Consider the following 23393-nt stretch of genomic DNA (forward strand, 5'->3'; position numbering starts at 1 on the left):
CTCAATGACAACACCAGGGTGAATCGGTTCTATTCCCCGGGATTTCCCTGAGTCATTTGGCGCTCGTTGGCCATACGCTAGAAGCACGCCGTCTGGTGGCGCGTTGAAGGGGAATCATGGAGGGCACGAGGCGCCACGCTCGTGCACGCCGACGGCGCGCACGGCTGACCGTGATGTGGAGCATCATCGGCGTCGTGATCCTCGGCGTCATTGGCTTCTCGGCCGGTGCAGCCACCGGGTTCATCCCGATCTTTGCGACGCCAGCGCCGTGGCCCACATCTGCCGTCACCGCGTCTGAAACTGCCGCTGCGCCGACGACGACCCCCGAGGTTCCGGAACCATCGACGTCGGCACCAGCACCGGTTCCGTCTCCGACACCCGCACCGCCCATTCCGTGCGCCGTGGGCACCACGATGTCGGTCATGGCGCACTACGACGACGACCTCATCTTCGCCAACCCCACGATTGCCAACGCGATCGCGGGCGGCCAATGCGTGCGCACGGTGTTCATCACCGCAGGCGATGCCGGTTCAGGCATGACATATGCGACGTCGCGAGAGAGCGGAATCCTGCACGCCTACGATGTGTTGCGCGGCGTCGAGGGCGCGTGGGCAGAAGAGCACGTGGTGCTCGCAACGGGGTTGCCCATTACGCGTTTCACCCCAGCAGATGACCCTGACATCGCCGTGACATTTCTGCGGCTACCTGACGGTAACCTCCGTGGTGAGGGTTTTGAAGCCACGGGCTGGGAGAGTCTGGCGCGATTGAACAATCTATCGCTCGCCGCCATGCACACGGTAGACACGGCGACGCCGGTGTCACTCGACCTTCTGAAACAGTCGGTCAGCGAACTGATTTCTGCTGCCCACCCGACCACACTCATCACTCTTGTTCCTGGCTGGTCGTGGGCTGCGCACCGCGACCACTCCGATCACAGCACCGTCGGCACTCTCGTCCGTGACGCTGCGCAGGCTGCTGGCTTGCCTGTCGAGGCGATGCGGTACGCGACGGGCTACGGCAACAAGGACAAGCCGGCGAACGTGACGGGCGACGCGCTCGAGCTCAAGTTGCGCGCCTTCTTCGAGTACACGCAGTATGACCACGTCATGCAGTGCGGCACCCCGGTCGGATGCCTTGACATCAAGATGTTCGGCCGGTCACTCGAGCGCGAATACTTCCTCACCGACGCCGAACTGTAAGCGGAAATTGCCGCAGAGTGCGTCGGCTAACTCGTCGGTGCGTTAACGGCGCCGCCGAAGCGCCGGTTGCGGCCCGTGTAGATATCGATCGCTTCCCACAGATCGGCTCGTGTGAAATCGGGCCACAGGGTGTCGAGAAACACCATTTCGGCGTAGGCAGCCTGCCACAGCAAGAAGTTCGAGGTGCGCTGCTCGCCCGATGAGCGTACGAACAGGTCGACGTCGGGCATATCGGGCAAGTACAGGCGCTTCGCAATGAGTTTCTCGTTGACCGCGCTCGGCTTAAGCCTACCTGCCGCGACATCTTCGGCAATAGACCTCATGGCATCAGCCAGCTCAACACGGCCACCGTAGTTGACGCACATCGTCAGAGTGAGGGTGGTGTTGTCTTTCGTGAGCTCTTCTGCGTACTGCAATTCTTTAATGACCGAGCGCCACAGGCGCGGTTCTCGGCCCGCCCACCGCACGCGCACGCCCCACTCATTGAGCTGGTCGCGGCGGCGGTGCAAGACGTCCCGGTTGAATCCCATCAGAAAGCGCACTTCTTCAGGCGAACGCGCCCAGTTCTCGGTGGAAAACGCATACACCGACAGGTGCTTCACACCCGCTTGGATCGCGCCAGCGACGACGTCGAGCAGCGCTATCTCCCCCGCCTTGTGTCCCTCCACGCGGTTAAGGCCGCGCTGGTTTGCCCAGCGACCGTTGCCGTCCATGACCACCGCGACGTGCGCGGGCACAGACTTCTTCGGGTATTCCGGAGGGTAGATTCCGGTCCAGTCCAGGGGGCGAAACTCGACAGCGTCTTTGTGGGTGTACGGCTTCGGGGTCACTACGCCTCCACGTGTGCGAGCGACCGAATGCTGCGCTCGAGGTGCCATTGGGTATACGCGGCGATGAGGCCGGATGCCCGGGTGTGATCGTTCGGGGTTCCTGCCTCGATGGTGGTCCAGTCGCCGCGAATGAGGGCGTCAAGCATCGTCGTGGTTCCGACAGGAATACGAGCGGAACCAGCGGGTGCGCAGGTGTCGCACACCATGCCGCCGAGTTGGGCAACGAAGGTGTGATGCGGCCCTTCCTGCGCGCAGCGCGCACAGTGATCAAGGCCGGGAGCCCAGCCGGACAGGGACATTGCTCGGAGCAGGTAAGAGTCCAGGATGGAGCGCGACGCGTGCTCGCCACGCGCGAGGGCCCGCAGTCCACCGACGAGCAGGAGATACTGCTGAGCGGTTGCCTCGGAGTCGCCAAGACGGTCAGCGGCTTCCACCATGGCGTTCGCTGCGGTGAAGCGATCGTAGTGCAACACAATGTCGGCGCCGTAGGTCGCCAGGCTCTCGGCCTGGTTCACGATGTCGAGCGAGCGCCCCTCGTAGAACTGCCCATCAACGACCATGAACGGTTCGAGCCGCGACCCGAACTTTGAGCTTGTGCGACGCACACCCTTCGCCACGGCACGAATCTTGCCGTGGCGTCTGCTGAGAAGAGTGACGATACGGTCGGCTTCCCCCAGTTTGTGGGTTCTGAGCACGACGGCTTCATCACGATAGGTGGGCACACTTCATTATCGCGCGCCGCACCGACACTGCGGGTTGCGCCTCGCTAGGCGGCGACAAACACAGGTTTCGCGTCGGTGATATTTTCCAAGCGCACCTGCACCGCGGTTCCGGGTTCTCCCTCCATCACCACGGTCGTGGTGACAGGCGGGTCTAGAAGCTCGAGTTCAGCGCGCGTCTCGCGACGATCAACGATAAGGGCGTCAAAGATCTGACCGATTCGCGGTTGCAAAATCACCGCGGTGACAGCGGCGATGCAGTCGCGCTCGAGCGCGCCAGCCTTCTGCGCGCTCGCCGCCATGATTTCCGGGAGGCCATCGAGCCCCTCAGCTGCCCACGCGGGAATCTCGGTACCGTTCGCAATCGCCTCGCAATGTGCAAGCACATAGCGGTCGACAAGGCGACGCAGCGGTGCGGTGGTGTGCGCGTATGGTGCGCCGATCGCGGCCTGAATAACGTCATCGGGCGTCTCCGACCCGGTGAGGACGTGATAGCCAGCACCACGGAACAGGGACCGCGCCGCCATGAGCACGGCAATCGCGGCAGGGTGGGTGCGATCAAGCCGACGCAGGAAGGCCCCGTATTCTTCGTCCTCGGCAAAAGGGATGCCCATGGCTGTAACTTCACGCCGGAAGTGCGCCATCGCGTCGACTGCCGGCCGCGGCATCGTGCGCAGGATTCCTTTACCAGCCTCAAGCTGAAGGCGCGCAGCCTCCATTCCCGTCATGAGCGAGATCTGCGCGTTCCACTGTTCAACAGGCAGGAGTTGGCGACGCGTGATCGTCCAAGAGTCTCCGTCTGCGACGATCTCTTCTTCCGGCATGTCGAGCGAGGCGCCGCCACGGTCGGCCTCGCGGGCAATGCGGAGCTCGCCAACGTCACGGAGGAGCGTCATGAGCGGGTCGCCAGTGTCGACACGGCGCTGGGCCTCGACGTAGGTGAGTTGTTCGCGACTGCGCACGCGTGCGCGCTTGAGGGTCGAACGCTCGCGCTTGCCAGTGGCGTCAAGATCGATCGTCCAGACATACGCCGAGCGTTCGACGCCGGGCAGCAGGCTCGCGCCATCCTCACTGATTACGCGCGGGTGCAACGGCGCGCTCGCGTCCGGCGCGTACATGGTTTGACCCCGTTCGCGCGCCTCGCGGTCAATAGCTCCTCCCGGCCGAACGACGGCAGGAAGATCGGCGATCGCGTAATAAACCCGGTATCCGGCATCGGTCTTTTCGATGAACAGCGCCTGGTCGAGATCTTTCGAACCGTCCGGATCAATCGTGACGAACGCGATGTTCGTTGCGTCGGCAACGGGCAGCGTCACATTCGCGACCGCGTGCTCTGCCTCAGACTCGACCGCACGATCGAAGTCGAGATCGATATTGAGTCGATCACGGATCGCGGCGAACTGTGCGGCGAGGTCGGCGTGTGGTGTGGTCAAACGTGTCGTGCGAAACGGCATGCCTTCAACCTAACGCCAATGCACACGGAAGAATGGGGACGTGATCGAAACCGTGTTCGTGATTCCGCTCTGGGCTGATCTTCTTGCCGTTGGGCTGGGCGGCGTGCAAGGCGCGCTCTTCGCGTCTGGCTTTCAGGGCGAACGGCGCCTCGACCTCCTCGGCGTCGCCATCATCGGACTGTTGCTGGGTATGGGTGGCGGTCTCATTCGTGACCTCATGCTGGGGCTCCCGCCCGCCACCCTGCAGTCAAACTGGTATCTCCTCACCGCATCGGGAGCAGCGCTGGTGGGAATGCTTCTCGCCGGGGTGCTGAATCGCGCAAACGCGATCATTGTCGTGCTCGATGCCGGGGCGATCGGCATGTTCGGTGCCTTCGGCACTGTCAAGGCGCTCACCGTCGGCCTGCCCGTGGTTCCGGCTGTCTTCGTCGGCGTGTGCGCCGCCGTCGGTGGCTCGATTCTGCGCGACGTGATCATGGGCTTGCCCGTCGCGATCATGCACGTTGGTTCGCTCTATGCGGTCGCTGCCCTCCTGGGTTGCACCACCGTCGCTGCCGCTCACGCATTCGGCGCGCCCATGGTTCCGGCCGCCATCGCCGGCATTATCGTGACCGCGACCATCCGCGTGCTCGCCGTGATTTTCGACCTCTCGTTGCCGGAACAGCGGCGCCTGCACCGCCGCAAGGTTGCTGCAGAGACGGGCGCCATCGCCATCGTCAAACCGTAAGCACACCACGCCAAAAAGAAATGGGGGCCCGTCACCGGAGCCCCCATTTCTTGTTTTGGCTATACCAGCGCTGCGTTGCGTTCGCGCGTACGGATCGAGCGGTTCACCCCCGAGACGATGGCACGCAACGACGAGGTGGAAATGTCGCTATCGATGCCGACGCCCCACAGACGGTCACCGTCGACCTGCAGTTCGACATACGACGCCGCCTGAGCGTCGCCGCCCGAGCTCATCGCGTGCTCAACGTAGTCGTACACCGTGACGTCGAAGCCGAGAGTCTGCAGCACATTCACGAAAGCGGCAACCGGACCGTTGCCGGTACCCTGCGTCTGGATGCGCTCGTCTCCGTCGCGAAGCGTGACGTCGAGAACAACCTCGCCTGTCATTTCCGAACTCGTGCGTGTTGCCAGCAGCTCGAAGCGTCCCCAGCGGTCTTCTTCAAGATCAGCGGGCAGGTACTCGTCGTTGAAGATCGCCCAGATCTGGTCGCTCGTCACCTCGCCGCCCTCGGCGTCGGTCTTGGCCTGCACGACACCGGAGAACTCGATCTGGAGCTTGCGGGGCAGATCGAGAGCGTGGTCGTTCTTCAACAGGTAAGCGACGCCGCCCTTGCCTGACTGCGAGTTGACGCGAATAACGGCCTCGTACGAACGGCCAAGGTCCTTCGGGTCGACGGGCAGGTACGGAACCGCCCATTCGATGTTGTCAACGCTGACGCCCTGAGCCTCCGCCTTGGCCGCCATCGCTTCGAAGCCCTTCTTGATGGCGTCCTGGTGCGATCCGCTGAAGGCGGTGAAGACCAGGTCGCCAGCCCAGGGGCTGCGCTCGGGCACCGGCAACTGGTTGCAGTACTCGACGGTGCGCTTGACCTGGTCGATGTCACTGAAGTCAATCATCGGGTCGATGCCCTGGGTAAACATGTTGATGCCCAGCGCCACCAGGTCAACGTTTCCGGTGCGCTCACCGTTACCGAAGAGGCAGCCTTCGATACGGTCAGCGCCTGCGAGGTAACCGAGCTCGGCAGCCGCCACCGCGGTTCCGCGGTCGTTGTGCGGGTGCAGCGAGAGAATGACGTTCTCGCGGTACTTCAGGTGACGGTTCATCCACTCGATGGAGTCTGCGTAAAGGTTCGGCGTCGCCATTTCGACCGTAGCGGGCAGGTTGATGATGACCTTGTTGTCGGGCGTCGGCTGCAGCACGTCGAGCACGGCGTTACAGATCTCAGCCGCGTACTCGAGCTCGGTGCCTGTAAAGCTTTCCGGCGAGTACTCGTAGTAGACCTTGGTCTCGGGAATGCGCTTCTCGAACTCCTTGCACAGGCGTGCACCTTCGAGGGCGATGTCAATGATGCCCTGCTTGTCGGAGCGGAACACCACCTCGCGCTGCACGATGCTCGTCGAGTTGTAGAAGTGCACGATGGCCTGCTTGGCGCCGGCGATCGACTCAAATGTGCGCTCGATGAGGTGCTCACGCGACTGCGTCAACACCTGAATCGTGACGTCGTCAGGAATCAGGTTCTCTTCGATGAGCTGGCGCACGAAGTCGAAGTCGGTCTGGCTCGCCGAGGGAAAGCCGACCTCGATCTCCTTGTAGCCCATCCGCACGAGGAGTTCGAACATGACGCGCTTGCGTTCGGGGCTCATCGGGTCGATGAGAGCCTGGTTGCCATCACGCAGGTCAACCGCGCACCAGCGCGGGGCCTTCTCGATGTGCTTGGTCGGCCACGTGCGGTCGGGCAGATCGACCTTGATGATCTCGTGGAACGGACGGTACTTGTGGATCGGCATTCCGGAGGGGCGCTGGGTGTTTTCCATGATGTTTGCTTCTTCGTTAATAGAAACCGGAAGGACCAACAGCAAACTCCGCGACGAGGAAGGCCCTAGAACGAGGTCTCGTCGCGGCAGCTAAGAAGGAGCATGCCTGCGCGCATATTGTCAGGGTATCACGCACCGCGCACTGCTTTTACCCAACGTTCGGCGTCGAACTCTCCGACGCCATCCCCAACGACACGCCACGCCGTCTACGCACCGGCCGATCTTGTTATGCACGATCCGAACACTCGAACGGCACCAAAAAACGGCGTGTCGGGGTGAGACGCCGTTTTGCTCGTGCGGAACAGGTCTGCGGGACCGCTTGGCGGCGGGGCGGCGGAACCACGAGGACTGGCGGCGGACGGTGCGGGGAAAGTGTGATGCCGCGATACGGGGCGGGTGCCCGATATCGCGGCATACGCCAGAACCGTTGGATCGTCCCCACGAAATCTCGGTTCCGACAACTCTTTCAACGAATGCGAACTTCGTTGCCTTTGAGGTAGCGACAGCATAACCATGACGGTTGTCGCTCGACAAGACCTGTTCGCAAGTTGGGGATAAGCCCGACCGTTTAGAAGCCCAGGCGCCCCAACTGCTTGGGATCGCGCTGCCATTCTTTCGCAACGCGCACGTGCAAGCTCAAGAAAACGCGGGTTCCGATGAGCGGCTCGAGTTCAGCGCGGGCGCGAGCGCCCACGTCGCGAAGCCGGGCACCCTTGCGGCCAATGATGATCGCCTTCTGACTGTCGCGCTCGACGATAATGTCGGCAAAAACATCGGTGAGATCGCTGTCTTCGCGCTCTGAGATCTCAGACACGGTGACCGCGATGGAGTGCGGCAGCTCGTCGCGGACGCCGTCGAGCGCAGCTTCGCGAATGATTTCCGATACGCGGTCTTCGAGCGACTCGTCGGTGACGATGCCTTCGGGGTACAGCGCCTCGCCCTTCGGCATGAGTGCGAGTAGTTCGTCCGACAGCACGTCAAGCTGCTCGTTCGTGACGGCAGACAGCGGAATCACCGCTGCCCAGTCTTCGCGCAACGCGTCGACTTCGATGAGTCGCTCCATGATTTCATCACGCGACGCTGTGTCTGTCTTCGTGACGATCGCGACCTTCTTTGCGCGCCGGTATCCATCAAGTGAGGCCGCGATGCGCGTGTCACCTGGTCCGACTTTCTGGTCAGCAGGCACGCAGAACGCGATGACGTCAACGTCGCCAAGTACCTGCTCGACGAGGTCGTTCAACCGCTGGCCGAGAAGCGTGCGCGGCCGGTGAATACCCGGCGTATCGACGATCACGAGCTGGCCTGCCGGCCGGTTCACGATGCCGCGGATCGCGCGGCGCGTGGTCTGTGGCTTATCGCTCGTGATAGCGACCTTCTCGCCCACGAGTGCGTTCGTGAGCGTGGATTTGCCGACATTGGGTCGGCCGACAAACGTTACGAATCCGCTACGCATTACTCGTCTCCTGGTTCCAGGTTTTCATTGGCAAAGGCTTCTTCTGCCGCTTTCAGTGCGGCGCTGCGTTCAACGATGATGTTCGCGAGGCCCTTGCGGCGTCCGCGCGATTCACCACCGATCATGATGATGCCGTCAGACTCGGCGACGGCGCCCGGCTCAGGTACCCGGCCGAGTTCCTTCGCGAGGAGCCCGCCGATCGAATCGACGTCTTCGTCCTCAAGCTCAATACCAAACAGGTCGCCGACTTCGTCGAGCGGAAGGCGTGCAGACACCCGATAGCGGCCGTCGCCAAGATCGGTGATTTCGGCTTCCTTAGCGTCGTACTCGTCTGAAATGTCGCCGACGAGCTCTTCGATCAGGTCTTCAAGCGTGACCAGTCCCGAGACGCCGCCGTATTCGTCAACGACGAGGCACACGTGAATCGAGTCACGCTTCATTTGCTGCAACAGCGACTCTGCCTTCATCGCCTCAGGCACGAAAACCGGTTCACGCGCGATGTCGATCGCGGGGCGGGCACGCCACCCTGCCTCATCTGCAAACGTCGATGCGATGACGTCTTTCAAATAAAGCATGCCGACGACGTCGTCGCCCTCGGTGATCGGTATGCGCGAAACGCCTGAAGACAAGAACATGCGCACGGCGTCTTCGGTCGTGGCATCGTCTTCCAACGTCACGATTTCGGTTCGCGGAACCATGACTGCGCGCACAAAACGGTCGGTGAAGTCGAAGACCGAGTGGATCAGCTCACGATCATCCTCTTCGATCAGATCATGGCTGGCCGCTTCATCAACCATACTCAGCAGCTGCTCTTCGGAGGTGAAGGAAGCGCCCCGCGTCACGCCCGGGGTTACCCGGTCGCCGAGCGCCGCCAGACCATAGGCGAGCGGTCCGATCGCGACGCGACATGCCCGAATGATTGGCGCTGTGCCGCGCAACAGGCCGGTGGAGTGCTGGCGCCCTACTGAGCGGGGGCTAGCCCCCACCAGCACGAACGACACCGCCGTCATAATCAGGGCGGCCGCGAGGATCGACCAACCAATATGGTCAAGCAAAAGCATGAAAACGGCGGTGACCATCACGGCAGCGGTGGTCTCCGCCAAAATGCGCATGAAGACGACGGCGTTCGCGTGCGCGGGCACGTCATCGCCGATCTTCCGCAACGCCTTTGCGTTGCGGCCGGAGTGGGCCCAGTCAGAAAAGTCCTGTCGACTGGTCACGCCGAGCGCGGCATCGATGGCCGCCATCAATCCGCCGAACGCCACGAGAAGGACCGCGGCGATAAGCAAGAAGATTGTCATCGCGAGTTTTGCTCGCCCTCATGGAAATGGGCGATCAACTCGCGCTGCAGCCCGAACATTTCACGCTCTTCATCGGGTTCTGCGTGGTCATATCCGAGCAGGTGCAGCAGCCCATGGGTGGTGAGCAGAATCAGCTCATCCATCAGGGTGTGACCGGCCGTCTTGGCCTGCGCCTCAGCAACCTGCGGGCACAGCACAATGTCACCCAAAAGACCCGGTTCGGTGGGCTTGTCCATGGTGCCTGGGCGCAGTTCATCCATCGGAAAGGACAGCACATCGGTGGGGCCGGGCTCGTCCATCCACTGCACGTGCAGGGCTTCCATCGCGCCCTCGTCGACGAGCACAATGGCGACTTCAGCATCAGGGCTGACGAACAGCGCCGCAAGGTTACTCTCGGTGAGACGCAGCAGAACCGTTTCGTCGATGCTGATGGCGGATTCGTTGTTGATTTCGATCATGATCGTCCTCGTCGGGGCTGTCGGTCTTGGGGGCGAAGGGCGCCGCGGCGCTCCACGCGATTCGCCATCTCTGCTGCCTGCTCACGTTCGTGGCGGGCGGCTGTGCGCTTTTCGTCGTATTCGCTGTAGGCATCAACGATTCGTCCGACCAGGGAGTGGCGCACGACATCGGCGCTGGTGAGGCGCGCGAAATGGATGTCATCAATGTTCTTCAGCACATTCGATACCAGGCGCAAGCCGCTGGTGCCCTGCGGGAGGTCAACCTGCGTGATGTCACCGGTGATAACCATCTTGGTTCCGAAGCCCAAGCGGGTCAGGAACATTTTCATCTGCTCAGGCGTTGTGTTCTGCGCTTCGTCGAGCACCACGAAGGAGTCGTTCAACGTGCGCCCGCGCATATACGCCAGCGGCGCGACTTCAATGGTTCCGGTCGCCATCAACTTCGGCAAGACATCCGGGTCGATCATTTCGTTGAGCGCGTCATACAGGGGGCGCAGGTACGGGTCGATCTTGTCGGTGAGCGTGCCAGGCAAGAACCCGAGGCGCTCCCCCGCTTCCACAGCCGGTCGCGTCAGAATGATGCGGTTGACCTCTTTACGCTGGAGCGCTTGCACGGCTTTGGCCATGGCGAGGTAGGTCTTGCCGGTACCGGCCGGGCCGATGCCGAACACGATCGTGTTCTCGTCAATCGCGTCAACGTACTCGCGCTGGCCAAGGGTCTTCGGGCGAATCACCTTGCCGCGTGACGAGAGGATGGGTTCGCTCAGCACCTCGGACGGACGAATACCGTCTTGCTGTAGCCGTGCCGAGGTGGCGACTTCATCAGGCGCCAGGTTGTGGCCGGAGCGGGTCATTGTGAGGAGCTCTTCGACCAGCCGTTTGGCCGCGGCGACAGGGTCTGGTTCACCTGTGAGAGTGATCTCATTGCCGCGCACGTGAATCTGCACCCCGGGGTGCTGCTTTTCGACCATGCGCAACAGTCGGTCTTGTGGCCCGAGCAGGTGGACCATCGCGACGCCGTCGGCGAAGATCTGCTCGGTTACGGTTTGTGGGTCAGGCACCCATACTCGTTTCGGTTAGTCCGCCCGCAAGTACGTGGGCGTGGACGTGAGAGACGGTTTGACCGGAGTTCGCGCCCGTGTTGAAAATCAATCGGAAGTGGCCATCAGCGTGCTCGTTCGCGAGCTGCTGAGCAACGGCCACCATTTCCTGCATGAGCGCAGGATCGGCAGCAGCGAGTTCGGTAACATCGCGGTACTCCTGGGTCTTCGGAATCACCAGGAGGTGAACCGGCGCCTGCGGAGCAATGTCTTTTATCGCAAAAACTCTGTCGGTTTCAGCGACGAAAGTCGCGGGGATCTCGCGCTGCAAAATGCGGGTGAAGATCGAAGGCTCGCTGCTCATAACGGCAGTCTATCGAAGCGTGCCTACCAGCGGCCGAGAACCACGCTCAAGGCGGCCAATGCCGCTGGCCCGGCTGTTGATGTGCGCAACACCGTGGTTCCCATGCGCGCAAGGGTTGCCCCGGCATCTTCCAGCGTGTCGAGTTCTTCCGGCGTCATACCGCCCTCGGGCCCGACGACAAGCCAGACATCGCGGTCGAGGGGCAGCTCGAGCGCCGTCAGTGCTCCTGCCGCGGATGGTTCCAGCACCACGACGCTCACGTCGGTCGCCCGGGCGGCCAGCTGGGCTGTCGTCACGGGGTCACTCACCGTCGGAACCCACGCACGGTGGGCTTGCTTAGACGCCTCACGCGCAATGCTCTGCCAGCGTGCGACGCCCTTTGCGATCTTGGCGGCGTCCCAGCGCGAAACGCTCCGCGCCGCTTGCCACGGCACGATGGCGCTCACGCCCAGTTCGGTTGCCGCCTCCACAGCACGCTCGTCGCGGTCGCCCTTCGCCAGTGCCTGCACGAGCACGATGCGCGGGGTGTGCTCCTCGATGTGGCGTCGAGATTCCAAGACGATGTCGACACGCTTCGCCGCCACCGCCGTCACGACACCCGTCACCCACGCCCCGAGACCATCACCGAGGGTGACGGTCTCCCCCACGCGCACGCGGCGTACCGCAGCGGCGTGGTGTGCTTCCGGACCGGTGAGCGCGACAGAATCCCCCACTAACTGGTCAGGGGAATCAACGATGAAATGCAGCGCCATTAGTGGGTACGAAATCGATCGCGCAGCTTCGCGAACAGCCCCTGCTGGTGCTGCGCAAGCGCTGGGGTCGGCGACTTCATCGATCCCTGCAACTGCTCAATGAGCGCACGCTGCTTGGCGTCGAGCTTGGTGGGCGTCACGACGTGAATGCCGACCCGGAGGTCACCGCGAGTGGAACCACGCAGCGGCGTTATGCCGCGGCCCTTGATGGTGAGTTCGTCGCCAGACTGCACGCCGGGACGAATCTCCAGGTCAACGGAACCATCGAGCGCGTCGATTGTCGCCGTGGTGCCGAGAATAGCGTCAGGCATCGCGACTTCGAGCAGCGCCACCAGGTCGTCGCCCTCGCGCGAGAACGCGGCGTTGGGCGACACCTTGATCTCCAGGTACAGGTCACCGTTGGGGCCACCGGCTGGGCCCACTTCACCTGAGCCCGGAAGCTGGAGTCGGAGACCGTCGTCGACGCCGGCAGGAATGTCGAGCGATACCGTGCGGCGCGAGCGCACCCGTCCTTGACCCGCACACGTGACGCACGGCGAAGGAATCGTGGTTCCGTATCCGCGGCACACGTTGCACGGTGCGTTGGTCAACATCGTGCCGAGCAGGCTCCGTACCTGCTGCTGGATGTGACCGGTACCGCCACAAATGTCACACGTCTGCTCCGAGGTTCCTGGCTGGCAGCACGATCCCTGGCAGGTCTCACACAACACGGCGGTGTCGACCTCAATGTCACGGTGCACGCCGAAGATGACGTCGCCGAGCTCGACCGTCACCTTGACGAGAGCATCCTGGCCGCGCTCACGACGCGAACGGGGGCGCGGGCCGCGGGATTGTCCGCCACCGAAGAACGTTTCAAAGATGTCGCCGAACCCACCAAAGCCGCCGCCGCCGAAGGCCGAGTCGCCGCCGTTGTCATAGCGCTGACGTTCCTCGGGGTTCGAGAGCACATCGTAGGCGTGCGTCACGAGCTTGAACTTCTCTTCCGCTTCTTCCCCCGGATTCACATCCGGGTGAAGCTGGCGAGCGAGCTTTCGGTACGCCTTCTTGATTTCTTCGGTCGTCGCATCACGCGAGACACCCAAAACTTCGTAGTGGTCTGCCACTTTAGCCTTTCTCGGGGCACACGCCCCTCATCACGTCAGCGACGTGTGTCATCCTCGTCCAGCAACCGGGTCAGGTACCGCGCGACAGCGCGCACGGCAGCGAGGTTGCTGGGATAGTCCATGCGGGTCGGGCCCATCAGCCCAATCCGCGCACGGGAGCCTGGTGCGTCATAGTCTCCCGTCACAAGGGATGCCTCGGAGAGACCAAACGCTGCGTTTTCTGAGCCGATCGAGGCCGCGAGGCCCTCACGGTCGGCCACCATTTCTTCCATCAGCCTGACGAGAGTCGCCTGCTCTTCGATTGCCTCGAGCAGGGGGTGAATGGAACCACGGAAGTCCAGTTCTCGACGAGCGAGGGTTGCTGCACCCGCCATCACGAGCTTGTCTTGGCGGAACTCGTCGAGTTCTTCTGCCACCGCATCGCTGATGGCATCAAACACCTCGTCGGTCTCGGAGGGGTCTGCGCGGTGAGCTTCGAGTCGGGCGCTCGCTGTTCGTACTTCGTTGCCTGTGACAAGACCGTTCATGCGTCCCTTGAGCGCTTGAGCGTCGTTTTCGGTGACCTCCTGCGGGAGGTGCACGATACGCTGCGACACGCGGCCGGTGTCAGTGACAACAATCACCAGGATGCGCGCAGGCGCGAGCAGAACCAGTTCAATGTGGGTCACCGTGGCGCGGGCAAAAGACGGATATTGCACGAGAGCGACTTGCCCGGTGAGTTGCGTGAGGCAACGCACCGTGCGCGACAGCAAATCGTCGAGGTCGGCAGGGTCATCAAGAAATGTCGAGATCGCCGTGCGTTGGGCGGTGCTGAGGGGGCGCAGTCCCGCCAGGTGATCGACAAATACCCGGTACCCCTTGTCGGTCGGAACACGACCGCTGGAGGTGTGCGGCGCGACAATGAGGTCTTCATCCTCAAGGAGCGCCATGTCGTTACGAATTGTCGCAGCAGAAACGCCAAAAGCGTGCCGGTCAACAATCGACTTGGAACCGACGGGTTCGCGAGTGCCGACGTAGTCCTGCACGATCGCGCGGAGAACCTGGAGTCCTCGTTCGGATACCACGGCCTCTCCTCTCGCTGGCACTCAGTACGTTCGAGTGCCAATTCTACCGCTTCTGAGTGGGAGCAAGACGAACGTGTCAGCGTGCCGCGTGCTTGACCAGCAACGCCGTCATGTCGGTGAGCTGAAATTGGTCGGCAATCGCGAGGGCCGAGCGAAATCCGAGATCGGGGTCGGCTCCGGCATCCAGCAGCATCTGCAAGATCGCGGCATCATTGCGGAACACGGCGCAGGAGATCGCAGTCTGCCCCATCGTGTTCTCAATGTTGAGATCAGCACCGAGCGCAATGAGGGCCGCGACCGCGTCCGCCTGTTGCGCGTAGGCAGCAACGATGAGCATCGTGTCGCTACGGGCGTTTCTGGTATCGACGGGCACGCCAGCGCGCACCATTTCCGTCAGTTCAGATACCCGACCTTCACGAGCCAACGCAAAGGTTCCGTCAACCACTTCCGTGCTGAGACCAGCGCCAGGATTCTCGGTCGCCATATCAATCCTCCGTCAGGGCGCGAACGACAGCATCAGCAAGCAGGCGACCTCGCAGCGTCAACACGAGGCGCCCCCGCAGCGCGGCACCGGGCTCAACGAGTTCATCGGCGATCAGGCCAGCAACCGCTGAACGACGCGAGGCCGGAATCTGGTCGATTGCCAAGCCTTCACGAATGCGCGATTGCAGGAGGACCCGTTCCAAGACGGCGGCCGAACCCTCAATCGTTTCGCGCGCGTACGCAGGGCTGTGGCCGGCGGCAAGACGCTGGGCGTACGCGGCAGGATGTTTCACATTCCACCAGCGAGTGCCATCAACGTGCGAGTGGGCTCCTGGTCCGTAGCCCCACCAGTCGGTACCACGCCAGTAGGCGAGGTTATGCCGCGAGCGGTGGCTCTCTCCGCGCGAAAAGTTACTGACCTCGTACCAGTCGAAGCCGGCGCCCCTGAGCTCCTCGTCAACGAACTCGTACATGTCGGCCTGCAGGTCATCGTCAGGGGCCGGAACCACGCCTGAGCGAATCTGGCGCGCCAGTTTCGTGCCGTCCTCGATGATGAGCGCGTATGCCGAGATGTGGTCAGGCTCCAGCGCGATCGCGGTACGTACCGATGCTTTCCAGTCGTCGAGCGACTCGCCGGGGGCACCGTAGATGAGGTCAACGCTGACGTCGAGGCCGGCGTCTCGGGCCGCTGCAACCGCGGTTGCCACGTTCTCTGGGTTGTGGGTGCGATCAAGCGCCGCCAACACATGAGGCACGCTCGACTGCATGCCGATCGAAACACGGTTGACGCCGGCAGCGGCAAGCTCAACCATGACAGCGGGTGTGACCGTATCCGGATTAGCCTCGACGGTGATTTCGGCGCCATCGGCAAGCCCAAATGCATCGCGCACACCACCCAGCATGCGCGCCAAATCTCCGGCTGGCAGTAGCGTCGGTGTTCCACCACCAAAGAACACGGTCTGTGCCTGGCGGAGCGCTCCGATGTCGCTCAACACCTGGCGGGAGAGTTCGACCTCGTGGAGCAGCGTATCGGCGTAGGCGTCTTGCCTGGCCCCGCGAAGTTCGGTGGCGGTGTAGGTATTGAAGTCGCAGTACCCACAGCGCACGCGACAGAACGGCACGTGCAGGTAGACACCGAAATCAACGTCGCCGCGTGCGACGGTACCGGCGGGCAGGGCGCCAGACGTCGGAACGTCATCGCCCTCGGGAAGCGGGCCGCCCATTACGCGGTGGGGGTAGCGAACAACGGAGAGATGGCGCGCAGGTATCCGCTGAACAGCTCTTTGCGGCGGCGGCGCGTCAACACGGGCAACACCTTGTACAGCACCGATTCGGGCGCATCAAACGCGCGTACCGTGAACCACACCTCGTCGTTTTGCAACCATTCGAGCATGAAGCTCTCCTCGCCGCTGACGACGGAATCATCCATTGTGCCGAGCGCAAAGCCAACACGACGGGGCTCTTCGATCACGAAAATCACGCGCAATTCGGCATCAGCTCGATGGCCGCCAACGCGCCCACGAACGTGCACCGTGGTTCCGGCACTCACATACGGCGTGCCCTCGGCATCGAAACGCTGTTCCGGCTCCGTCTTTGATGGGCGCACAGGGTTGCCCTCTTCATCAAAGCTGACGCCGAGATAACTCGGCTCGGCCGCGGGTCGCACGTCGGTCAGAGTGAAACCGGAAGCCTTATGCGTCGTCCACGACAGCAGCGCGTCGCTGGCGGTCGCAAACCGCTCAGCACCGCTACCGATCCGCCAAGACTCCTCCGCCGGGATGCTTCGCTCCGGCGGATACTGCATGAGATCCGGCGCCTGCGTTGCTCCGACGGCGGCGTAATTGACGGTCTCGTCTCTAAACGTCCCGCGCCGCATAAAAAACAGCCTAACTGTCGTTCCTGGTCGATGCCGCAGAATTACTCACAGTGTCGCCAATGCCAGGGATTCGTTGAGCACATATCAGGGTGTTCCCTGATATGTGCTACTTGTCCTTGGCTTCGACGTCACCAGACAGCGCTGCGATGAAGGCCTCCTGCGGAACCTCCACACGACCAACCATCTTCATGCGCTTCTTACCTTCCTTCTGCTTCTCCAGAAGTTTGCGCTTACGGCTGATGTCACCGCCGTAGCACTTGGCAAGAACGTCTTTACGGATGGCGCGAATGGTTTCGCGAGCAATGATGCGGGCGCCAATGGCGGCCTGAATCGGAACCTCGAACTGCTGGCGAGGAATCAGCTTACGAAGTCGCTCGGTCATCAGCGTGCCGTAGGCGTACGCCTTCTCGCGGTGCACGATCGAGCTAAACGCGTCAACCTTCTCGCCCTGCAACAGAATGTCGACCTTCACGAGGTCAGCTTCCTGCTGGCCTGCGGGTTCGTAATCGAGCGATGCGTAACCCTGCGTGCGGCTCTTCAGGTGGTCGAAGAAGTCGAACACGATCTCGCCGAGCGGCATCGTGTAGCGCAGCTCAACACGGTCTTCGGAGAGGTACTCCATGCCAAGCAGCGTCCCACGACGCGATTGGCACAGCTCCATGACTGTTCCGACGTAGTCCTTCGGCAGCAGGATGCCGACCTTGACGATCGGTTCAGACACCGTCGCCACGCGGCCATCCGGATATTCGCTCGGGTTGGTGACCGTGACGTGCTGGTTGTTGTCTGTGGTGACTTCGTACGTCACGCTCGGTGCGGTCGTGATCAGGTCAAGCCCGAACTCGCGCGACAAGCGCTCCGTGATGATTTCAAGGTGCAAAAGACCGAGGAAGCCACAGCGGAAGCCAAAGCCAAGAGCAACGGAGGTCTCCGGCTCGTACTGCAGTGAGGCGTCAGACAGCTTCAGCTTGTCGAGTGCTTCACGTAGATCTGGGTAGTCGGAACCATCGATCGGGTAGATACCGGAGAAGACCATCGGCTTCGGGTCAACGTAGCCGTCCAGCGCTTGCTCGGCAGGGCGACGGTGGTTGGTGACGGTGTCGCCGACCTTGGAGAGACGAACGTCTTTCACACCGGTGATGAGATAACCCACCTCACCCACCGAGAGACCCTTCGTGGGTGTCGGCTCGGGGCTCGAAACACCAATCTCGAGGGCCTCGTGCGTGGCACGAGTCGACATCATCTGGATACGCTCGCGCGGTTCCAGACGGCCGTCGATCATGCGCACGTAGGTGACAACGCCACGGTAGGAGTCGTAAACCGAGTCAAAAATCATGGCGCGGGCGGGCGCGTCTGCGTCGCCCTTGGGCGGCGGGATCTGCTCAACGATGCGGTCGAGCAACTCTTCAACACCCATACCGGTCTTGCCGCTGACGCGGAGAACGTCTTCAGGCTTACCGCCGATAAGGTTTGCGAGTTCCAGCGCATACTTCTCGGGGTCGGCCGCGGGCAGGTCAATCTTGTTCAGCACCGGAATGATCGTGAGGTCATTTTCCAGCGCGAGGTACAGGTTCGCGAGCGTCTGCGCCTCAATACCCTGAGCTGCATCCACCAACAGAATCGCACCCTCACAGGCGGCGAGCGAACGCGACACCTCGTATGTGAAGTCGACGTGACCGGGGGTGTCAATCATGTTCAACGCGTACGTCTGGTTCGCGTCGGCCCACGGCATGCGCACGGCCTGGCTCTTGATCGTGATACCGCGCTCGCGCTCGATATCCATGCGGTCCAGGTACTGGGCGCGCATCTCACGGTCAGAGACAACACCGGTGATCGACAGCATGCGGTCAGCAAGGGTCGATTTGCCGTGGTCAATGTGCGCGATGATGCAGAAGTTGCGGATCTGCTCGGGCGGCGTCGCAGCGGGCTCGAGAGGCTTCAGGGCTCGGGGAGACATATCTAACAGAGTCTATCTGCCCGCGAGCGTTTCTGCCGCCTCGAGAGGGTCGGCTCGGCGGGTCGCCCGCACGCTTGGCTGATACCTGCCCAACCAGAATGCCGCGAGCGCGAATCCACCGCGTTACTCCCCCGCCGTTCAAACGCCAGTGAAACGCGGCGCGAACGTTGACTCGCGACACGCGAAGGTGAGAGAACCCTCATGATCAACCTCTTGATTCTGCGGTGCGCGAGGAAGACGCTCAAGACATTGTTCCTTCTCGCATCCCCCTTTTGGAGGCACCATGTCGTCCCTCTCTCTCGCGCGCAGGCGAATCATCGCGCCAGCCGCTGTCGTCGGCCTGTTGGCCGCGTCAGTCGGTCTTACCGCCTTACCGGCATCTGCGGCCGTCTCCGTCGATGCGCCGGTCATCATTAACGAGGTCTACGGCGGAGGCGGCAACTCCGGCGCCGCCTTTAACCGTGACTTCATCGAACTCATTAACTTCTCCGACGCTGCCGTTGATCTCAGCTCGTGGAGCGTGCAGTACGCCTCAACCACCGGCGGCACCTGGCAGGTCACACCGCTCACCGGTATGTCGCTCGGCGCCGGAGAGACTCTGCTCATCGGGCAGGCGACCGGCACCAACACGTCGTTGCCCGGCTTCGAACCAGACGTGAACGGAACCATTCCGATGAGCGGAACCGGCGGCAAAGTCGCGCTGGTTTCTTCTGCCAGTGCGCTTGCTGGTTCCACTGGTCTCGCTCAAGCCGAGAGCGTCATTGACTATGTGGGTTGGGGCGCCGCGACAGATTTTGCCGGGGCAGCCGCACCGGCCACGTCGAACGGTGTGAGCATTGCGCGCAACGCCGAGGCCATGAACACGGTCAACAATGGGGCTGACTTTGCGACGCAGACGCCGACGCCCCTCCCGCAGGGTGATGTCGAAGGTCCGGTTGATCCCCCGGAGGAGCAGACCCTGACGATCGCGGAGATTCAGGGTACAGGCGACATTTCTCCCTATGCGGGCGCGACGGTGCGCACGCAGGGTGTTGTCACCGCCGCGTATGCCACGGGAGGTTTCAACGGGTACACGATTCAGACACCCGGAACCGGTGGGCTCAGCGATCTCGGCTCCCACCTCGCGTCTGACGCGATCTTCGTCTACTCCCCGGCCACCGTCGCCACCGTCGCAATTGGCGACACGGTGGAGGTCGCCGGCGTGGTGTCCGAGCACTTCGGCCTCACCGAGATCACGGTGGCCGCGGGCAACGTGACGCAGCTTCCGGCCGCGAGCGCGCCGATCGCGATCACAGCGCCGTGGCCTGCTGATGCCAGCACGCGCGAGACTCTGGAGTCAATGCTTTACCTGCCTGCGGAACCCTTCACCGTCAGCAACACCTACACGACACACCAGTACGGCGAGGTGGGGCTCGCGTGGGGCGGAACCCCACTGCGCCAGCCGACGGATGTGGCGCCTCCTGGTTCCGCTGAAGCGGTAGCAGTCGCCGCTGACAACGCGGCGCGGGCGGTAACCCTCGACGATGGTGCGTCTACCAACTACCTGAACGCAGCGAACACCTCACTGGTTCCGGCGTATGTGTCACTGACGGAGCCCATCATGGTCGGAGCCAAGGCGACATTGACGCAACCGCACATCGTGGACTTCCGTAATGACGTCTTTAAGCTCAACCCGACCTCACCGCTTCCAGGTGGCGTCGCAGACGGCGTCGACTTCGCCAATAGCCGCCCGGCTGTGCCCGCCGAGGTCGGTGGCGATGTGTCGGTTGGCTCGTTTAACGTGCTCAACTACTTCACGACCCTCGGCGCCGAGACCGCATCGTGCACGGCCTACACCGACCGCACCGGCGACGGTGTGACGGTGCGTGGCGGATGTGACCAGCGCGGAGCGTGGGATGGTGCCGACTTCGGGCGTCAGCAGGATAAGATCGTTGCCGCCATTAATGGGCTCGACGCTGCTGTTGTCGGTCTCATGGAGATTGAGAACTCGGCAGCCCTCGGCGAAGCAACCGATGAGGCGCTGTCGAGCCTTGTTGCTGCGCTCAACGCTGGTCTCGACACACCGAAGTGGGCGGCCGTTGCTTCGGCGACCAACCTCCCGCCACTGGCAGAGCAAGACGTCATCACGAACGCGATCATCTACCAGCCGGCTCTCGTCTCCCCCGTGGGTGCGGCGTCCGCAATCGGTGAGCAGAGCGGCGATGGCGAGGCCTTCGGCAACGCTCGCGAGCCGATCGCGCAGACGTTTGTTCCAGCTTCAGGCGGAACGCCGTTCACGGTCGTTGTCAACCACTTCAAGTCGAAGGGGTCGGCCGGGCCGTGGCCGGGAGACGCTGATGCCGGTGACGGCCAGGGCTCGTCGGTGGAGTCGCGCGTTCGCCAGGCAACGGCGCTGCGTGACTGGGTGGCGACCGACCCGACAGGCAGCGGATCAACCGATGTGCTGCTCGTTGGTGACTTCAACTCCTATGGGCAGGAAGACCCGCTCCAGGTGCTGTATCAGGCCGGGTTTGTGAACGCTGAGCACCACTACGGTGTGACCGACTCGACGTACGTGTTCCAGGGTCTTTCTGGCTCACTTGACCACGTGTTGCTGAGCCCTTCGGCGCTGGAGCGGTCAACCGGCGCGACGGTGTGGGACATCAACGCGGGTGAAGCACTCGCGTTGGAATACAGCCGCTATAACTCGGTCGGCGCTCTCTACCACGAGGCCTCTCCGTACCGTTCCAGCGACCACGATCCGGTGCTGGTTGGTCTTGGCGCGGGCCAGGTCGGGTCGAGCACCACGCTGGAGCTGAGCGCATCGTCGGTCACGGCGGGCACCGCGGTCACGGCAACAGCCACCGTGACGACGGCAGGCGATAGCAGCGGAACCGTCGAGTTTGTTGTCGACGACGTGGTCGTTGGTAGTGCCCCCACGGTGAACGGCACGGCCTCCCTCGCTCTGCCTTCGACCCTCAGCGTTGGCAACCACACGATTGTCGCGGTATTCGGTGGTTCCGCCACCGCACTGGCGTCGACGTCTGCTGGGGTCCCCCTCACGGTGACCGAGGCAGCGCCTGTTGCATCACGCCTGTATTTGGACAGTAACTTCCTCGTGATCAACCGGTTCTTGCCCGCCAAGCTGACGGCATCTGTCTCAGTGCCTGGTGGTTCCGTTGCCGGCACTGTCTCCTTCTACGCAGGAGACCGACTGCTCGGCACGCAGAATGTGAACGCGCAGGGCACCGCGAAGTTCACGGTGACCGAGCGTCTGTCTCGCGGACTGCAGCGCATCACCGCGGTATTCACGCCTGCTGGGTCAGGTGTGACGACGTCGCGCGACACCACGTGGGTGTTGGTGGTGCGGTAGCACAGAGCTGGCTGACGATTGCCCGTGCGGAGGATGAATGACCTCGCCGCACGGGCAATCGTCGTTTTATGGTGGACGCATGAGGGGGCAGACTCCAACGATCGAAGTGGTGCTGGTGCATGGGATCCGCACGTCGGCGACGATGTGGCGTGCGCAAGTGGGATATCTGCAGGAGCTCGGCTATCGAGTAACCGCCGTTGATTTGCCCGGGCACGGCACGCGCATGGCCGAGACGTTCACGCTGAGCGGTGCGATGGAAACGATTGACACCGCGGTGCGTGCGGCGGCTTCGCGCGCACACGTGCTTCTCGTCGGACATTCACTCGGTGGGTTGTTGTGTACCGCGTATGTGGGTGCGGGGGATCCTCCCCCGGTCGCGGGCTTCATTGCGGCGTCGTGCACCGCGTTTCCGCGTGGCGCGGCGCTCACGACGTACCGGGCTCTGGCCGGCACGTTTAACTCGTTGCCCGATCAGGGAATGTGGCTCACGAAGCGCATGCTTGCCGCCACACTTCCCGAAGACACCCGCGCGGACTTCGGTGCGGGTGGGTACGCGCTCGCCGCTCAAGACACGGCGTTGCGGAGCCTTGCCGCGCTTGACCTGCGCTCCGCACTCACCCGCATCATGGTTCCGACCTGGTTTATCAACGGGCAATACGATCAGCTGCGGGTGTCGGAAAAGATCTTTTCGCGGCTCGTTGCGGGCTCGGAGCTGATTGTCATTCCGCGCGCTACGCATCTGGTCTCGGCCATGCGTCCGGCGGCGTTTAACGCCGCGATGAAACTCGCGCTCGTCACGCTGGAGCGCGATCTCGCGGTTGATTCGGCGGCGGGGCAATCGGTGGGGCGAGCTGCGCAGTAGACCGTGGGGCGAGCGGGCGGGTGACGGGTATGCGAACCCGTGCTGCCAGCTGGTAGCTGGTAGCTGGTAGCTGACGATTTTCTGACACGGTCGCCGTCGAATCGCAGTTGGGCTGGTTTGCTGGTAGAGTTGGCCATTGGCTTGCGTGTGGGTTTTCCCTCACGTCCGCCGAGCGGCAGCCCTCTCCTTGCCACTTGGCATTTCAAACCGTCCAACTGGAACGAAAGTCTGACCACACGTGGCAAACATCAAGTCGCAGATCAAGCGCAACAAGACCAACGAGAAGGCTCGCGAGCGCAACAAGGCTGTTAAGTCTGAGCTTCGCACGGCAATCCGCCGTACCACCGACGCTATTGCTTCGGGTGACAAGGCAGCAGCCGAGTCGGCCCTGAAGCTTGCTTCGAAGAAGCTCGACAAGGCAGTCAGCAAGGGTGTCATCCACTCGAACCAGGGCGCTAACCGCAAGTCGGCTATCGCCAAGAAGGTTTCGGCACTCTAAGCCCAGCTTTTGAGAACGCCCGCTCCCCTCGTGGGGGCGGGCGTTCTGCATTCCCCGGTCCCCTCCCCTGGGTCGCCTTTTCTGCAAAA

General features: G+C 62.7%; 21 protein-coding genes. 5 read left to right on the top strand and 16 right to left on the bottom strand.

What is annotated here, in order from left to right; translation table 11 throughout:
- Nucleotides 1-116 precede the first annotated feature (116 nt).
- Nucleotides 117-1199, top strand: a complete 1083-nt coding sequence (locus KTJ77_RS07185; RefSeq protein WP_217337739.1) for a PIG-L family deacetylase — start codon at nt 117-119, stop codon at nt 1197-1199.
- Nucleotides 1200-1225: 26 nt separating this feature from the next.
- Here the strand turns inward: KTJ77_RS07185 and KTJ77_RS07190 are convergent, their stop codons facing one another.
- The 3 genes from KTJ77_RS07190 to KTJ77_RS07200 are packed head-to-tail and all read right to left on the bottom strand — an operon-like array spanning nt 1226 to nt 4202.
- Nucleotides 1226-2029, bottom strand: a complete 804-nt coding sequence (locus tag KTJ77_RS07190) for an isoprenyl transferase (protein WP_217337740.1) — start codon at nt 2027-2029, stop codon at nt 1226-1228.
- The gene (gene recO, locus KTJ77_RS07195; RefSeq protein ID WP_217337741.1) at nt 2029-2751 is read right to left on the bottom strand and encodes a DNA repair protein RecO; all 723 of its coding nucleotides are present in this window, start codon (nt 2749-2751) and stop codon (nt 2029-2031) included. The genes KTJ77_RS07190 and recO overlap by 1 nt, the downstream gene beginning before the upstream one ends.
- 44 nt (nt 2752-2795) lie before the next feature.
- Nucleotides 2796-4202, bottom strand: a complete 1407-nt coding sequence (locus KTJ77_RS07200; RefSeq protein ID WP_217337742.1) for an RNB domain-containing ribonuclease — start codon at nt 4200-4202, stop codon at nt 2796-2798.
- A 40-nt stretch (nt 4203-4242) separates the two neighbouring features.
- On the opposite strand from KTJ77_RS07200, the gene KTJ77_RS07205 reads away from it, so the two are divergent.
- A complete protein-coding gene (locus tag KTJ77_RS07205; protein WP_217337743.1) occupies nt 4243-4929 on the top strand; it encodes a TRIC cation channel family protein in 687 nt (228 codons plus the stop codon).
- A gap of 59 nt (nt 4930-4988) precedes the next feature.
- On the opposite strand, the gene leuA is transcribed toward KTJ77_RS07205, so the two are convergent.
- The 13 genes from leuA to lepA all read right to left on the bottom strand — a co-directional run bounded on the left by leuA (nt 4989) and on the right by lepA (nt 18591).
- Nucleotides 4989-6743: a 2-isopropylmalate synthase gene (gene leuA, locus KTJ77_RS07210; RefSeq protein ID WP_217337744.1), complete on the bottom strand. Its 1755-nt coding sequence runs from the start codon at nt 6741-6743 to the stop codon at nt 4989-4991.
- A 568-nt stretch (nt 6744-7311) separates the two neighbouring features.
- On the bottom strand, nt 7312-8196 hold the full coding sequence (gene era, locus KTJ77_RS07215; RefSeq protein WP_217337745.1) for a GTPase Era: 885 nt from the start codon (nt 8194-8196) through the stop codon (nt 7312-7314).
- On the bottom strand, nt 8196-9497 hold the full coding sequence (locus tag KTJ77_RS07220; RefSeq protein ID WP_217337746.1) for a hemolysin family protein: 1302 nt from the start codon (nt 9495-9497) through the stop codon (nt 8196-8198). The genes era and KTJ77_RS07220 overlap by 1 nt, the downstream gene beginning before the upstream one ends.
- A complete protein-coding gene (gene ybeY, locus KTJ77_RS07225) occupies nt 9494-9958 on the bottom strand; it encodes an rRNA maturation RNase YbeY (RefSeq protein WP_217338385.1) in 465 nt (154 codons plus the stop codon). The genes KTJ77_RS07220 and ybeY overlap by 4 nt, the downstream gene beginning before the upstream one ends.
- On the bottom strand, nt 9952-10965 hold the full coding sequence (locus KTJ77_RS07230; protein ID WP_217338384.1) for a PhoH family protein: 1014 nt from the start codon (nt 10963-10965) through the stop codon (nt 9952-9954). The genes ybeY and KTJ77_RS07230 overlap by 7 nt, the downstream gene beginning before the upstream one ends.
- Nucleotides 10966-11008: 43 nt before the next feature.
- A complete protein-coding gene (locus KTJ77_RS07235; RefSeq protein ID WP_217337747.1) occupies nt 11009-11359 on the bottom strand; it encodes an HIT domain-containing protein in 351 nt (116 codons plus the stop codon).
- Between the two features lie 23 nt (nt 11360-11382).
- Entirely contained in the window at nt 11383-12111 is a 729-nt protein-coding gene (locus tag KTJ77_RS07240; RefSeq protein ID WP_217337748.1) for a 16S rRNA (uracil(1498)-N(3))-methyltransferase, read from the bottom strand.
- Nucleotides 12111-13214, bottom strand: a complete 1104-nt coding sequence (dnaJ, locus tag KTJ77_RS07245) for a molecular chaperone DnaJ (protein ID WP_217337749.1) — start codon at nt 13212-13214, stop codon at nt 12111-12113. Before dnaJ ends, KTJ77_RS07240 begins: the two co-directional genes overlap by 1 nt.
- A gap of 35 nt (nt 13215-13249) precedes the next feature.
- Nucleotides 13250-14278, bottom strand: coding sequence for a heat-inducible transcriptional repressor HrcA (hrcA, locus tag KTJ77_RS07250; RefSeq protein WP_217337750.1), 1029 nt, complete (start codon nt 14276-14278; stop codon nt 13250-13252).
- Between the two features lie 76 nt (nt 14279-14354).
- Nucleotides 14355-14762, bottom strand: a complete 408-nt coding sequence (locus KTJ77_RS07255; RefSeq protein ID WP_217337751.1) for an ankyrin repeat domain-containing protein — start codon at nt 14760-14762, stop codon at nt 14355-14357.
- Between the two features lies 1 nt (nt 14763).
- On the bottom strand, nt 14764-15984 hold the full coding sequence (gene hemW, locus KTJ77_RS07260; RefSeq protein WP_217337752.1) for a radical SAM family heme chaperone HemW: 1221 nt from the start codon (nt 15982-15984) through the stop codon (nt 14764-14766).
- On the bottom strand, nt 15984-16637 hold the full coding sequence (locus KTJ77_RS07265; RefSeq protein WP_217337753.1) for a DUF1990 family protein: 654 nt from the start codon (nt 16635-16637) through the stop codon (nt 15984-15986). Before KTJ77_RS07265 ends, hemW begins: the two co-directional genes overlap by 1 nt.
- 106 nt (nt 16638-16743) lie before the next feature.
- On the bottom strand, nt 16744-18591 hold the full coding sequence (gene lepA, locus KTJ77_RS07270; RefSeq protein ID WP_217337754.1) for a translation elongation factor 4: 1848 nt from the start codon (nt 18589-18591) through the stop codon (nt 16744-16746).
- Nucleotides 18592-18874: 283 nt separating this feature from the next.
- Between lepA and KTJ77_RS07275 the strand changes: the two genes are divergently transcribed.
- The 3 genes from KTJ77_RS07275 to rpsT all read left to right on the top strand — a co-directional run bounded on the left by KTJ77_RS07275 (nt 18875) and on the right by rpsT (nt 23304).
- Nucleotides 18875-21943, top strand: coding sequence for an ExeM/NucH family extracellular endonuclease (locus KTJ77_RS07275; protein WP_217337755.1), 3069 nt, complete (start codon nt 18875-18877; stop codon nt 21941-21943).
- 79 nt (nt 21944-22022) lie between these two features.
- Nucleotides 22023-22805: an alpha/beta fold hydrolase gene (locus tag KTJ77_RS07280; protein WP_217337756.1), complete on the top strand. Its 783-nt coding sequence runs from the start codon at nt 22023-22025 to the stop codon at nt 22803-22805.
- A gap of 238 nt (nt 22806-23043) precedes the next feature.
- A complete protein-coding gene (rpsT, locus tag KTJ77_RS07285) occupies nt 23044-23304 on the top strand; it encodes a 30S ribosomal protein S20 (RefSeq protein WP_217337757.1) in 261 nt (86 codons plus the stop codon).
- Nucleotides 23305-23393 lie beyond the last annotated feature (89 nt).

The sequence above is a fragment of the Microbacterium sp. NC79 genome (assembly GCF_019061125.1).
Classification (GTDB): Bacteria; Actinomycetota; Actinomycetes; order Actinomycetales; family Microbacteriaceae; genus Microbacterium.

Excerpts from the sequence above, each read along its gene's own strand:
- KTJ77_RS07275 (WP_217337755.1), top strand. The coding sequence starts at position 18,875 with ATGTCGTCCCTCTCTCTCGCGCGCAGGCGAATCATCGCGCCAGCCGCT.
- KTJ77_RS07220 (WP_217337746.1), bottom strand. The coding sequence starts at position 9,497 with ATGACAATCTTCTTGCTTATCGCCGCGGTCCTTCTCGTGGCGTTCGGC.
- lepA (WP_217337754.1), bottom strand. The coding sequence starts at position 18,591 with ATGTCTCCCCGAGCCCTGAAGCCTCTCGAGCCCGCTGCGACGCCGCCC.
- KTJ77_RS07185 (WP_217337739.1), top strand. The coding sequence starts at position 117 with ATGGAGGGCACGAGGCGCCACGCTCGTGCACGCCGACGGCGCGCACGG.
- era (WP_217337745.1), bottom strand. The coding sequence starts at position 8,196 with ATGCGTAGCGGATTCGTAACGTTTGTCGGCCGACCCAATGTCGGCAAA.
- KTJ77_RS07265 (WP_217337753.1), bottom strand. The coding sequence starts at position 16,637 with ATGCGGCGCGGGACGTTTAGAGACGAGACCGTCAATTACGCCGCCGTC.
- KTJ77_RS07240 (WP_217337748.1), bottom strand. The coding sequence starts at position 12,111 with ATGGCGCTGCATTTCATCGTTGATTCCCCTGACCAGTTAGTGGGGGAT.
- KTJ77_RS07255 (WP_217337751.1), bottom strand. The coding sequence starts at position 14,762 with ATGGCGACCGAGAATCCTGGCGCTGGTCTCAGCACGGAAGTGGTTGAC.
- leuA (WP_217337744.1), bottom strand. The coding sequence starts at position 6,743 with ATGGAAAACACCCAGCGCCCCTCCGGAATGCCGATCCACAAGTACCGT.
- KTJ77_RS07200 (WP_217337742.1), bottom strand. The coding sequence starts at position 4,202 with ATGCCGTTTCGCACGACACGTTTGACCACACCACACGCCGACCTCGCC.
- KTJ77_RS07230 (WP_217338384.1), bottom strand. The coding sequence starts at position 10,965 with ATGGTCCACCTGCTCGGGCCACAAGACCGACTGTTGCGCATGGTCGAA.
- KTJ77_RS07235 (WP_217337747.1), bottom strand. The coding sequence starts at position 11,359 with ATGAGCAGCGAGCCTTCGATCTTCACCCGCATTTTGCAGCGCGAGATC.
- hemW (WP_217337752.1), bottom strand. The coding sequence starts at position 15,984 with ATGGGCGGCCCGCTTCCCGAGGGCGATGACGTTCCGACGTCTGGCGCC.
- KTJ77_RS07280 (WP_217337756.1), top strand. The coding sequence starts at position 22,023 with ATGAGGGGGCAGACTCCAACGATCGAAGTGGTGCTGGTGCATGGGATC.